Below are 12,406 nucleotides of genomic sequence, written 5' to 3'. Positions count from 1 at the left end.
CCCCGGGACGCGAAGGAAGGCACCACTCGCTACTTTGCGCCGCGTTCCGCGGCGACCCGGGCGAGCGTCCGCCCGGTCCGCGCCGACCGCGCCCGCCGTGGGTCCGGGGTGCCGCGCCCGCGGGCGCCGCCGGTGGCCGTCCGCACGAGCAGCCAGGCCTCCTCCTGGTCGCCGTCCCGCCCGCCGCGGAACCGGGTCAGCGCGTACTCGCCGCGCAGCTTCGCGCCGCGCAGCCGGAACCTGGCGTGGCCGTGGGCCAGCGACTCGCCGAAGTCGACCGGCCGCCCCCGGCGGTCGTGGCTCAGCGGCTCGTAGGTGCCGTGGTCCCAGACGATGACCGTGCCGCCCCCGTACTCGCCCGCGGGGATCACGCCCTCGAACTCCTCGTACTCCAGCGGATGGTCCTCCGTGGGCAGGGCCAGCCGCTTGTCGCCCGGGTCCGCCGACGGCCCCTTCGGCACGGACCAGGACCTGAACACGTCCGCGACCTGGAGACGGAAGTCGAAGTGCAGGGTGCTCGCGTCGTGGATCTGCACCACGAACCGGGGCTCGCCGCGCAGCGCGGACGCCCCGCGCCCCGCAGGTTCGCCGGTCCGGCCGAAGTCACGCCTGCCGCGGTAGTCCCGCAGCCCGTCGCCCTCGCCCACCTGCGGCTCCTTCCCGGAAGACGTACGCCGACCGGGGCCGGGTACCCCGCTCAGAACTCCTCGTGCGCCTCCGGGTCGCCGCCGATCCGGCGGTGCGCCCGGTCCGAGACCGCGCGCAGCTGCGCGTCGTCCAGTGCGAACCCGAAGACGTCCAGGTTCGCGCGCTGCCGGGCGGGGTCGGCGGACTTGGGGATGGGGACCGCGCCGAGCTGCGTGTGCCAGCGCAGGACCGCCTGGGCGGGCGTCACGCCGTGCGCGCCGGCGACCGCGGCGACGGCCGGGTCGTCCAGCAGGTCGCTGCCGCGGCCCAGCGGGCTCCAGCTCTCGGTGCGGATGCCCTTGCGCTCGTGGAAGGCGCGCAGCTCCTCCTGCGGGAAGAGCGGGTGCAGCTCGATCTGGTTGACCGAAGGCAGTACCCCGGTCTCCTTCTCCAGCCGCTCGATGTGCCCGGCGGTGAAGTTGGAGACGCCGATCGAGCGCACCAGGCCGTCGTCGCGCAGCTTGACCATGGCCTTCCAGGAGTCGGCGTACTCGTCGACCCGGGGCAGTGGCCAGTGGATCAGGTACAGGTCGACGTACTCCAGGCCCAGCCGGGCGCGGGACTCCTCGAAGGAGGCGAGTGTCTCCTCGTAGCCGTGGTGGCGGCCCGGCAGCTTGGTCGTCACCACGATCTCCTCGCGCGGGACGCCGCTGTCGGCCACACCGCGGCCGACGCCCGTCTCGTTGCGGTAGTTGGCCGCCGTGTCGATCAGACGGTAGCCCGCCTCCAGGGCCTCGCGGACCGCCCGCCGGGCCTCGTCGTCCGTCATCGGCCAGGTGCCGAGCCCCAGCGCCGGGAGCGCGGTGCCGTCGTTGAGCGTGTGCGTCGGGATGCTGATCACCGTGGGACCTTCCCTCGAATGTGCGCGGTGGTGTGCTGCCCGCCCAGCCTCGCCCACCCGGTCGGCGGTGATCAACCGGGCGGGACGGGGCGGGCGCCGGCCACCCGTCTGCCACGATCTCCCCTGAGCCGGAACGGACGACCGAGACGACCACGGGAGTGCGCATGACGACGGACAGGGCAGCGGCGACATGTACGGCGGCGGACGCGGCCGGGATCGAGGTGGCACCGGCCGCCGGACACATCGGCGCCGAGGTCCACGGCGTCGACCTGGCGGGCGGCCTCGACGCGGCGCAGGTCGCGGCGGTCCGGGCGGCGGTGCTGCGCTGGAAGGTGGTGTTCTTCCGCGGCCAGCGCCTCGACCACGCCGGACACGTCGCGTTCGCCCGGCTCTTCGGGGAGCCGGTGGTGCTGCCCCGGCGCGGCAAGGCCTCGCCGGCCGGCCACCCGGAGGTCGAGACGACCGCCGACCGGCTGGAGCTGGGCGGACGCTTCGGCATGGAGCACGACGAGTGGCTGCGGCGCCGGCGCCACACCCTGCTGCGCGGCTGGCACTGCGACCACGGCGCCCGCGTCGACCCGCCGGCCTTCACGATCCTGCGCGCCGAGACGGTCCCGCCGTACGGCGGCGACACCACCTGGTCGAACCTCGCCGCCGCCTACGCCGGGCTCTCCGCGCCGATGCGCGCCTTCGCCGACGGCCTGCGCGCCGAGCACCGGCTCGGCGTCGGCTACCAGCCCAGGCCGGGCGACGACGCCTACGTCCGGCACCTGTTGGACCATCAGACGGCCACCCTGCACCCGCTGGTCCGCGTCCACCCCGAGACGGGGGAGCGGGTGCTGTTCGTCAACGGCTACTACGTCGAGCAGATCGCCGGCCTCACCCGCCCCGAGAGCGCGGCGGTCCTGGAACTGCTGCTGGAGCAGGCCACCCGGCCCGAGTACACCGTCCGCTTCCGCTGGGAGCCGGGCAGCGTCGCCTTCTGGGACAACCGGGCCACCATCCACCTCGCCCCGAGCGACAACGCGCACCTCGACCATCCGCGGACCATGCACCGCGTGATGCTCGCCGGGGACGTACCGGCCGGGGTCGACGGCTCCCGCTCCGAGGCCGTCGTGGGCAGCGAGCCCGGCCGCTGGTGACCACCCGGGCCGATGCCGGGGAGGTCCCGGCATCGCGGGACCCGTGGAGGCCGGGCGGACCGGGGGCGTGCGAGCCGTGTCCGGCGCCGACCCCTACGAATCCGGGACCGCGCACGCCGCGGGCATGCCTCTGAGGCGGCACGACGCGCACGCCGCCGTGGCCGCCGGGACCGGGCTCGTGCCAGAGGACCGCAAGCGGCAGGGTGAGCGGAGAGGGAGGCGGGCTCCCGGCGGGCGCCCGGGTCAGAACGTGCGCTCGAGCAGGTCGAGCAGCGCCGCCCAGTGCCGTTCGGCCGCCTTTGGGTCGTACGCCGCGGTGTCGGCCTGCGTGTAGCCGTGGGGCGCGCCCTCGTAGACCTCGCAGCGGTGCCGGACGCCGGCCCCGGCCAGGGCCGCCGTCAGGCGTTCCTGCTGCTCGGCGGGCAGGCCCGGGTCCTGGTCGGCGTGGCCGAAGTACAGCTCGGCGGTGATCCGGCCGGCCACCAGGTGCGGGCTGTCCGGTGCCTCGGTGGCCAGGTTGGCGCCGTGGAAGCCGGCCGCCGCGGCGACCCGGTCCGGATAGGTGCCGGCCGTGCGCAGGGCGAGGCCGGCGCCCATGCAGTAGCCGGTCAGCGCGACCGGACCGTCCGCCGCCGCCGGGAACCGCTCCAGCCACCGCAGGTAGGCGTCGGCGTCCCGCATCGCCCGCTCGGGCGTGAGCGCCTCGAAGGCCGGTCCGAGGAGCCGGAACAGACCCGGCCGCGCCGCCGGGTCGATGAACTCCGGCAGCTCCGCGACCGGGGCCCGCCCGTTGCGGTGGAAGACGTTCGGCACCAGGACGGTGTACCCGGCGCCGGCCAGCCGGTCGGCCATCTCCCGCAGCCGCGGGCGCAACCCGAAGGCGTCCATGTAGAGGAGGACGGCGGGGCACGGACCGCCTCCGGCGGGGTGCGTCACGTAGGCGTCGGCGGTGCCGTCCTCGGTGCGGACGTCGACGGCGGTTCCCTGTACGGCGGTCACGGCGGGCCTGCCTCTCTGTCGGATGCTCGCGGGCGACCCGCCGGCCACACCCGCGGATCATGGTCATCCTGGCACGCCGGGTCCCGGGACGGCTCCGCCCCCTGAGCGGGGCGGCCCGCTACTCGAACCGGGCCGTGTCGCCCGCGCCCCGTCGCACGATCTCCGCCTCACCGCCGGAGAAGTCGACGACCGTGGTCGGCTCGGTGCCGCAGTCGCCCGAGTCGATCACCGCGTCCAGTACGTGGTCGAGCCGGTCCTTGATCTCCCAGCCCTGCGTCATCGGCTCGTCCTCGCCGGGCAGCAGCAGGGTGCTGGACAGCAGCGGCTCGCCGAGTTCGGCGAGCAGGGACTGGGTGACGACGTGGTCGGGGATGCGCACGCCCACGGTCTTCTTCTTCGGGTGCTGGAGCATGCGCGGCACCTCCCGCGTCGCGGGCAGGATGAAGGTGTAGCTGCCGGGCGTGGACGCCTTGATCGCCCGGAACACGTCGTTGTCGATCTGCACGAACTGACCGAGCTGCGCGAAGTCCTGGCAGACCAGCGTGAAGTGGTGCCGGTTGTCCAGCTGCCGGATCGACCGGATGCGTTCGGTGCCGTCACGGCTGCCCAGCCGGCAGCCGAGCGCGTAGCAGGAGTCGGTGGGGTACGCGATCAGCGCGCCGGACCGGACGCTGTCGGCGACCTGCGCGATGCTGCGCGGCTGGGGGTTGTCGGGGTGCACGTCGAAGTACTTCGCCATTCACCGAGCTTATGCCCGTCGGCGTGCGCGGACCGTCAGGCCCGGTCGACGGCACGGAGGCCGCCCGCGCCCGGGCGGTGCGGTACCGTCCGCATCTGGGCCGGGGGCGGGACGAGGAAGATGGGAAGGCCGACGTGGCGGGCCGCGAGGAAGGAACACGGCAGCGGGAAGCGGGAGCCGGGGCACGCGCCGACTGGGCGGAGGAGCTGCTCGACCACCTGCGGCCCGCCGGACGCGACGTGCACAAGGTGGTGACCTGGCTCGCCAGGGCCGCGCACGCGACCGTGTCGCTGCAGGACGGCACCGGCCGCCTGCTGGCCGGCACCCGCACCGCACCGGACGAGTCGCTGGTGGCCGACATCACCTCGGGCCGGATCGCGACCGCCGCCCTGGAGGACCGCGGCCGCCATCTGCGGCTCGTCCGCGTGGAGCGGGTCCACCCGGCGCCGGCCGCCGTCCTCGCGGTGACCCGCGAGACCCCCTTCGACCGCCGTGCCTTTGACATCGTCACGCACACCGCCCAGGTGCTGGAACTGCTTCTGGCCGGACACGAGTCGGCCGCCGCCGGACACCGGCTGCGCCGCGCCACCTCCGACCTGCGCCTGGCCATCCTGCAACTGCTGATGGTGGAGGACACCGTCTCCGCCCGCCGCGTCGCCGCCGGTCTCTGGCCGGGACTCCTCGACACCGACACCGCGTGCGTGTACGTCGTGGAGTGCGCGGCGGGGGAGCGTGACCGTCTCGCCGAGGAGTGCCTGTCGGCGACCGGGGACCGGGCGCTGGTCGTACGGTGCCCGGCGATGGACGGCCATGTGATCGTCCTGGCGCCCCGCGACGCGGCCGGGCGGGAACTGCGCTCGCTCGTCGGCCGCCTCCCCGGCGTCTTCCTCGGCGGCAGCGCACGGCAGAGCCTGGCCCGCACCGCCACGGCGTACGGGCAGGCCGTCAGCGCCCTGGCCGTCGCCCGCTACCGGCCGCGGCAGGCGGCCGTGTACGCCGAGCGCACCCGTCCGGAACTCCTCATGGACCCGGCGGCCCTGTACGGCTGGACGGCCCACCTGCTGCGCCCACTCGACGCGCTCCCGCACCACACCCGCGCCGAACTGCTCGCCACCACCAGGCTCGGCCTGGAGTTCACCGCCGTCAGCACCGCGAAGATCCTCGGCGTCAGCCGCAACACGGTCCGCGCCCGGATGGACCGGGTCGAGGGGCTGCTGCGCACGGACTTCGCCGACCTGGCGGTCCGCGCGACCGTCCACCTCGCCATGAACGCACAGGCCGGCCTCGACCAGCACGCCGCCGACGGCGGCGCGGGCCGGCCCGGCCCCGCCCGTCTCACCGACCTGCTGGCCGGGCCCGCGCTGCGTGCCTGGGCCGGGGACCTGCTGGGTCGCCTGGAGCCCGACGCCCGGGACCTGCGGCGGACGCTGCGCACCTGGATCGCCGCCGGCGGCAACGCCGAGCGGGCCGCCCAGACCCTCGGTGTGCACGCGCAGACGGTGCGCGAGCACGTCCGCAGCGCCGAGCCCGTCCTGGAACGCCAACTGCTCGCCGCCGGCGGCGACCTGTACGAGGTCGTGCTCGCCCACCTGGCGGCCGGGGACCTCGACGAGCCCGCACTGCACGGGACAAAGACGGACCATCCGGACTCATCTGTGCACGGGTGAGTCCGGATGGTCCGGCAGCGGGCATCGGCACGATTCACATCGGCCGAGCCGTCCACGTAGTTTCGAGGGGCCGCGGGGGTCCGACCGGAACGGGGGACCGGTCGCGTCCCCGCGGCCCCGCGCCCCGCCGGGCGGGCTCAGCCGTGAGGCAGGATCACCGCGCGGCCGTTGACCTTGCCCTCGTGGAGCCGCTCGTAGGCGAGCGGCGCGTCGTCCAGGGAGTACGTCTCGGTGTGCACCGACACGGCTCCCGAGCGGGCCAGGTCCAGCACCTCGATCAGCTCGCTGCGGCTGCCCCAGTAGGGCGCGTTGACCGACACCTCGAACGGCAGCAGGCCGAAGCCCACGGGGATCGACCCGCCGCCGATGCCGACCAGGGTGACGTCGCCCTCGACGGCCGCGACGGCGCCCGCCGTCTTCACCGTCGGCGCCACACCGACGAAGTCGAACACGGCCTCGGCGCCGAGACCGCCGGTCAGCTCACGCACCGCGTCCGCCGCCTTCGCGTCCGACAGCACCGTCTCGTGGGCGCCCACCTCACGGGCCAGGCGCAGTTTGTCCTGGCTGACGTCGAGGGCGACGACCCGGGCGGAGGTCAGCGCGCGCAGCAGCTGGATGGCGACGTGGCCGAGGCCGCCGGCCCCGATGACCACCGCGGTCGACCCGGGGACCAGCTTGGGCAGCGAGCGCTTGACGGCGTGGTACGGCGTCAGCCCCGCGTCCGTCAGCGGCACCGCCGCGACCGGGTCGAGCCCGTCCAGCGGCACCAGGTGCCGGGGGTCGTCGACGAGCAGGTACTCGGCCATCGACCCCGGGCGCCCGAGCCCCGGCGGGTGGATGCCCAGCTCGCCGGCGCGCAGGCAGTAGTTCTCCTTGCCCTCGGCGCACTTGGCGCAGGTGCCGCAGCCCCACGGACCGTAGACGGCGACCGCGGTGCCCTCGTCCAGCCCGCTCACTCCGGCACCGAGCGCGGCCACCGTGCCGACACCCTCGTGGCCGAGGGTCAACGGCAGCTCGTACGGGAAGCCCTCCGCGGGCCAGCCCATCACCGCGATGTCGGAGTGGCACACGCCGGCGGCGGTGACCTTCAGCAGCACCTGGCCGGGGCCGGGCTCCGGGTCGGGGACCGTCACCACCTCGGGCGGCGCCCCGATGGTGCGGTACTGCAGTGCCTTCATGGTCGAACTCCCTTGTTCGTCCCCCCGGTGGATGTGCCAGTTCTCAGACGGCGGTGTAGGCGCCGTCGACCAGGTGGTAGCTGCCGGCCACGAACGACGCCCGGTCCGACAGCAGGAAGGCGATCAGCTCGGCGACCTCCTCGGAGCGCCCGAGCCGGCCGGCCGGGTGCAGGGCGACCAGGCCGTCGTAGGCGGCCTCGTCCATGGTCTTCAGCAGCGGGGTGTCGATGAAGCCCGGGCCGACCGCGTTCACCCGGATGCCCTGGGCGGCGTACTCGGCCGCGGCGGCCTTGGTCAGCCCGACCACGCCGTGCTTGGCGGCGACGTAGGCGGGGGAGCCGGCGAAGCCGACCGAGCCGAGGATGGAGGCGACGTTGACGACGGCGCCGCCCCGGCCGGCCGCCTCCATGGCGGGCAGTTCGTAGCGCATCGAGTAGAAGACGCCGTCGAGGTTGGTGCGCACGACGCGCTGGTAAGCGTCCACGTCGTACTCGCCGGTCGGGGCGCTGGGACCGCCGATCCCGGCGTTGTTCACGGCGAGGTCCAGGGTGCCGAAGGTGTCGACGGCGAACCGCACGGCGGACTCGACGGACTCGGGGACGGTCACGTCCAGCTCGACGGCGGCGGCCTCGACGCCCTCGGCCCGCAGCTCGGCGGCGGCCTTCTCGGCGCCCTCCGCGTTGTGGTCGGCGACGACGACCTTCGCTCCGGCGGAGCCGAGGCGGCGGGCGGTGGCCAGGCCGATGCCGGAGGCGGCGCCGGTGACCAGGGCGGTCCGCCCGGTGAACTCCGCGGGCGGGACGGTGGTGGGGGTGGTGGCGGGGGTGGCGCCGGTGGTGCTCATGGTGCGTGTCTCATTCTTCCGGGGTGCTGTCGGGGGTCGCGGCCGCGGCCTCCGAGGTCAGGGCGTCGTAGGCCCGCTCCACGAGGGCGGCGAGGTCTGCGGCTCCCGAGTCCCGCCCGTCGCCCCGCGCCCACAGGCGCATGGCGGCGATCAGGACTCCGGCGGCGGCGTCGACGACGGCTGCCGGGCGCACGTCCCGGGCGTCGTCGGTGCCGAGCCGGTCGGCGACGATCCGGATCGACTCCTCCTGGGCGTCGACCCGGATGCGCTGGTAGGCGGCGAACAGGCCGGGCTCGCTGTCGGCCAGGGCCAGCAGCCGGCGCATCCGGGGACGCACGTGCCAGGCCGGGTCGTCCCGGTCGGTCAGCCAGTCGCGCACGGCCCTGCGGTAGGCGAGCAGGGGCGGCTCGCCCGCGGGGCGGGACCGCAGCAACGCGTTGATGCGGTCGCCGTCCCGCCGGACGAAGTCGAGGGCCGCGTCCTCCTTGCCGGCGAAGTACCGGCTGAACGTGCGGCGCGTGACGTCCGCGCGCTCGGCGATGGCCTCCACCGTGGTGGCCGCCGACCCGCGTTCCAGGATCAGGTCGCAGGCGGCGGTGGCCAGCGCGTCGCGGGTCCGCAGCGCCTTGCGCTGCCGCCGGTCGCCGGAGGCGGGGGAGGGCTTCGTCGCCGTCATGCCCCCGAGCGTACACCCGAAAATGTCTCAGTGAGACATGTGGCCCAGCGAGACATTTCCGGTCGGTGCCCGGCGGTGTCCGAGGAGCCGTGTGCCCTGCGGCGCCACGGGTACCCGGGCCGCGCTTCGGATCGAGAACTCGGATCGAGAACATCGAGGAGGAGGACCGCATGACCAGCGGCACGGAGACCGGCGGCGTGACCGGCACACAGGACAAGGACTACAACCTGATCTGGTACGTCGAGTCGTGCCTCAACAACGCGCTGCGCCTGGAGACGTACATCCAGGACGCCGAGCGCAACAAGGACACCGAAGTCGCGGAGCTGTTCCGCAAGGCGCAGGCGGACAGCCGCAAGGGCGCCGAACTGGGCAAGGGGCTGCTGCGTGCCCGTCTGAACGGCGGCTGACCCCGCACGACCGTCCCGCCCGTTTCGCGAGGACCCGGACGCACCCGTGAGCCGGGTGGCCGGGTCCTTGGTGTGAAACCCGGCGAATGCGTGCACATCGGTATGTGACGGGCACCTCACCCTGGGGTACCCGCACCACCCATGTGCGCGGCCGACGGCCGCCTCGCAGCTCAGGGCCGCGTCCGACGACGGCCACGAGTCGAAGGAGCCCACGAACATGACGGACGTATCGAGCCAGGGCCCCGCCTCCGGCGACGACCGCAAGGTGCTCACCAACCGCCAGGGGCACCCCGTCTACGACAACCAGAACCAGCGCACGGTCGGCGCCCGCGGCCCCGCCACGCTGGAGAACTACCAGTTCCTGGAGAAGATCAGCCACTTCGACCGCGAGCGCATCCCCGAGCGCGTCGTGCACGCCCGCGGGGTGACCGCCTACGGCTACTTCGAGGCGTACGGGGCCTGGGGCGACGAGCCCATCGACCGCTACACCCGGGCCAAGCTCTTCCAGGAGCGGGGCAAGCGCACCGACCTCGCCGTCCGGTTCTCCACCGTCATCGGCGGACGCGACTCGGCCGAGACCGCCCGCGACCCCCGGGGTTTCGCGGTGAAGTTCTACACCGAGGACGGCAACTGGGACCTCGTCGGCAACAACCTCGCCGTCTTCTTCATCCGCGACGCGATCAAGTTCCCGGACGTCATCCACGCGCTCAAGCCGGACCCGGTCACCTTCGAGCAGCAGCCCCGGCGCATCTTCGACTTCATGTCGCAGACGCCCGAGTGCATGCACATGCTGGTCAACCTGTTCAGCCCGCGCGGCATCCCGGCGGACTACCGCCACCAGCAGGGCTTCGGCGTCAACACCTACAAGTGGGTCAACGCCGCCGGTGAGACCAAGCTCGTCAAGTACCACTGGATGCCCAAGCAGGGAGTCCGCAGCATGACCGAGGAGGACGCCGCCAACGTCCAGGCACAGAACCTCGGCCACGCCACCAAGGACCTCTACGACGCCGTGACCCGCGGCGACTATCCGGAGTGGGAACTGCTCGTCCAGATGATGGACGACCACGACCACCCGGAGTTGGACTTCGACCCGCTCGACGACACCAAGACCTGGCCCGAGCAGGAGTTCCCGGCCAGGCCGGTCGGCCGGATGGTGCTCGACCGGATGCCGGACAACTACTTCGCCGAGAACGAGCAGATCTCCTTCGGCACCGGCGTCCTCGTCGACGGGCTGGACTTCTCCGACGACAAGATGCTGGTCGGCCGCACCTTCTCGTACAGCGACACCCAGCGCTACCGGGTCGGCCCGAACTACCTCCAGCTGCCCGTCAACCAGGCCAAGAACGCCGACGTGCGCACCAACCAGCGCGACGGACTGATGGCCTACCACCAGGACGGCGGCGGCGAGAACCCGATCGTCAACTACGAGCCGTCCATCACCGGCGGCCTGCGCGAGGCCGAGTACCCGACCCACGACGAGCAGGGCCCGGAGGTCCGGGGGCGGCTCACCCGCAAGCGCATCCCCCGCACCAACGACTACATGCAGGCCGGGCAGCGGTACCTGCTGCTGGAGGAGTGGGAGCGCGACGACCTGGTGGCGAACTTCGTCAACCTGCTCTCCCAGTGCGACCGGCCGGTGCAGGAGCGCATGGTGTGGCACTTCCTGCTGGTCGAGAACGACCTCGGGCTGCGGGTCGGCGAAGGCATCGGCATCAGCCCGCAGGACGTCAAGCACCTGGAGCCGCTGGCGAGCCAGGACCTCACCGACGAGGACCGCGAACGGCTGGCCAACCTCGGCAAGAACCCGCCGCGCGACGTCGAGGGCCTGACCATGACCCACTGCGTCCCGAACGAGCGGCACGTCGTCACGCGCTGACGCCTCACCCGGCCGAGCGCAGCGCCGCCCGGGCCACCGTCAGGGCCTGCTCGGCGTAGCCCCGGCCGAACAGCACGGCGTGCACCAGCAGCGGGAAGAGCTGGTGCACGCCGACGCGGCCGGACCAGCCGTCGGCGAGCGGCGCCGCCTCGTCGTAGGCGGCCAGGATCCGCTCCAGGTGCGGGCAGCCGAAGAGGCGCAGCATCGCCAGGTCGGTCTCCCGGTGGCCGCCGTGCGCCGCCGGGTCGATCAGGTGCACCTGCCCCTCGGCGCCCCACAGCACGTTCCCGCTCCACAGGTCGCCGTGCAGCCTGGCGGGCGGCTCCGGCGGCCCCGCCAGGTCGGGCAGCCGCTCGCAGACCAGCTCGACGTCGGCCGCCTCGGACGGCCGGACGGTCCCGGCGTCGACGGCCTCCCGCAGATACGGCAGCACCCGGTGCTCGGCGTACCAGCGCGGCCAGTCGTTCCCCGTGGCGTTGCGCATCCGGGCGAGCCCGATGAACGCCTCCTCGGGTCCGCCGGGCGGCGCGGCGCCGAACGCGGGCGCCCCGGCGGCGTGCAGGGCGGCCAGGTCCCGGCCGAACCGGTCCGCCGCCCCTGCGGTCGCCCGGCCCTGCGCCACGCGATCCGTGACCAGCCACCGCTCGTCGTCGCCGTGCACCACCGGAATCCGTACCGTCCCGGCGGCCGCCAGCCAGCGCAGCCCCGCCGCCTCGGCCCGCGCCGCTGCCGTACCGTCGCCGCGCTTGACCATCACCGTGCGCCCGTCGTCGAGGGTGACCTCGGTGAGCGAACCGGACAACGGGCGTTCACCGGTCGCCGGCCTGCCGGTGAACCGGGCGGCGACGGCCGAGGGCGAGGTGAGGGGGCGCACGGTCGCCAGCCTAGGCCCCGCTGCGGCCGACCTGGTGAAAAACGCCCGGTGCGCCGATCGAACGCACCGGGCGCGGGGGAGCAGTGGGACTATGACCAGTTCAGCGTTCCATCGGACCATCACCCTCCCCGCGCCGGTGTGCGAACAGGCCGCCCATCACCTCGAGCAGGCCGTCCACAAGGCCATCGACGGCGCCGCGACCCCGTGGCGCGCCTTCCGGGGGGCCGACGGCGACGACTTCGCCTTCTCGGTCCCCGTCGTCGAGCAGGCCGCGGGCTGTCTGCTGGTGCTGGCGGCCGAGAGCGCCCAGAGCCTGCGGCCCTCGGCCCTGCGCGCGCTGATCACCGTCGCACTGCACCTGCGGGACGCGGCCGAGGCGGTTCGCCGGCCCGCGATTCCCAGTGTGGCCTGGTGAGCGGGGGCGGGGCCAGGGGCGGGGGCGGGAGCGGAGGGGGGCGGAAAAGTCCGTGCGTCGA

General features: G+C 74.0%; 13 protein-coding genes. 5 read left to right on the top strand and 8 right to left on the bottom strand.

All coding sequences use genetic code 11. The features are described from left to right. Positions 1–29: 29 nt before the first annotated feature. Complete coding sequence (locus M6G08_RS28295) at positions 30–647, bottom strand: DNA polymerase ligase N-terminal domain-containing protein (protein ID WP_272589946.1); 618 nt, start codon at positions 645–647, stop codon at positions 30–32. Between the two features lie 50 nt (positions 648–697). Then, the gene (locus M6G08_RS28290; protein WP_272589945.1) at positions 698–1,528 is read right to left on the bottom strand and encodes an aldo/keto reductase; all 831 of its coding nucleotides are present in this window, start codon (positions 1,526–1,528) and stop codon (positions 698–700) included. A gap of 164 nt (positions 1,529–1,692) precedes the next feature. Here M6G08_RS28290 and M6G08_RS28285 point away from each other — a divergent pair, with 164 nt between their 5' ends. Further along, the gene (locus M6G08_RS28285) at positions 1,693–2,670 is read left to right on the top strand and encodes a TauD/TfdA dioxygenase family protein (RefSeq protein ID WP_272589944.1); all 978 of its coding nucleotides are present in this window, start codon (positions 1,693–1,695) and stop codon (positions 2,668–2,670) included. 243 nt (positions 2,671–2,913) lie between these two features. Here M6G08_RS28285 and M6G08_RS28275 read toward each other — a convergent pair whose 3' ends face one another. Next, positions 2,914–3,669 carry a dienelactone hydrolase family protein gene (locus tag M6G08_RS28275; protein WP_272589943.1) on the bottom strand — a complete coding sequence of 252 codons (756 nt, stop codon included), beginning with the start codon at positions 3,667–3,669 and terminating at the stop codon, positions 2,914–2,916. 118 nt (positions 3,670–3,787) lie between these two features. Next, on the bottom strand, positions 3,788–4,408 hold the full coding sequence (locus M6G08_RS28270; protein ID WP_073730278.1) for an L-threonylcarbamoyladenylate synthase: 621 nt from the start codon (positions 4,406–4,408) through the stop codon (positions 3,788–3,790). Between the two features lie 134 nt (positions 4,409–4,542). Between M6G08_RS28270 and M6G08_RS28265 the strand changes: the two genes are divergently transcribed. Further along, complete coding sequence (locus tag M6G08_RS28265) at positions 4,543–6,075, top strand: helix-turn-helix domain-containing protein (RefSeq protein WP_272591456.1); 1,533 nt, start codon at positions 4,543–4,545, stop codon at positions 6,073–6,075. Between the two features lie 137 nt (positions 6,076–6,212). Here M6G08_RS28265 and M6G08_RS28260 read toward each other — a convergent pair whose 3' ends face one another. Genes M6G08_RS28260 through M6G08_RS28250 form a run of 3 tightly spaced genes read right to left on the bottom strand, consistent with a single transcriptional unit; the run spans position 6,213 to position 8,773 of the window. Further along, on the bottom strand, positions 6,213–7,253 hold the full coding sequence (locus tag M6G08_RS28260; protein ID WP_272589942.1) for an NAD(P)-dependent alcohol dehydrogenase: 1,041 nt from the start codon (positions 7,251–7,253) through the stop codon (positions 6,213–6,215). Positions 7,254–7,296: 43 nt separating this feature from the next. Beyond that, entirely contained in the window at positions 7,297–8,097 is an 801-nt protein-coding gene (locus tag M6G08_RS28255; protein WP_272589941.1) for an SDR family NAD(P)-dependent oxidoreductase, read from the bottom strand. Positions 8,098–8,107: 10 nt separating this feature from the next. After that, positions 8,108–8,773, bottom strand: a complete 666-nt coding sequence (locus tag M6G08_RS28250) for a TetR family transcriptional regulator (RefSeq protein ID WP_272589940.1) — start codon at positions 8,771–8,773, stop codon at positions 8,108–8,110. A gap of 170 nt (positions 8,774–8,943) precedes the next feature. Between M6G08_RS28250 and M6G08_RS28245 the strand changes: the two genes are divergently transcribed. Then, on the top strand, positions 8,944–9,180 hold the full coding sequence (locus M6G08_RS28245; RefSeq protein ID WP_073730273.1) for a hypothetical protein: 237 nt from the start codon (positions 8,944–8,946) through the stop codon (positions 9,178–9,180). A gap of 217 nt (positions 9,181–9,397) precedes the next feature. Further along, on the top strand, positions 9,398–11,056 hold the full coding sequence (locus M6G08_RS28240) for a catalase (RefSeq protein WP_272589939.1): 1,659 nt from the start codon (positions 9,398–9,400) through the stop codon (positions 11,054–11,056). 4 nt (positions 11,057–11,060) lie between these two features. Here M6G08_RS28240 and M6G08_RS28235 read toward each other — a convergent pair whose 3' ends face one another. Then, entirely contained in the window at positions 11,061–11,930 is an 870-nt protein-coding gene (locus tag M6G08_RS28235; RefSeq protein WP_272589938.1) for a fructosamine kinase family protein, read from the bottom strand. Between the two features lie 91 nt (positions 11,931–12,021). Between M6G08_RS28235 and M6G08_RS28230 the strand changes: the two genes are divergently transcribed. Next, positions 12,022–12,345, top strand: coding sequence for a hypothetical protein (locus M6G08_RS28230; RefSeq protein ID WP_043376270.1), 324 nt, complete (start codon positions 12,022–12,024; stop codon positions 12,343–12,345). Positions 12,346–12,406: the final 61 nt, after the last annotated feature.

The organism is Streptomyces sp. M92, from assembly GCF_028473745.1.
GTDB lineage: Bacteria > Actinomycetota > Actinomycetes > Streptomycetales > Streptomycetaceae > Streptomyces.
Note: the sequence above shows the minus strand (reverse complement) of the source record. Positions and strands in the feature narration are given on the sequence as shown.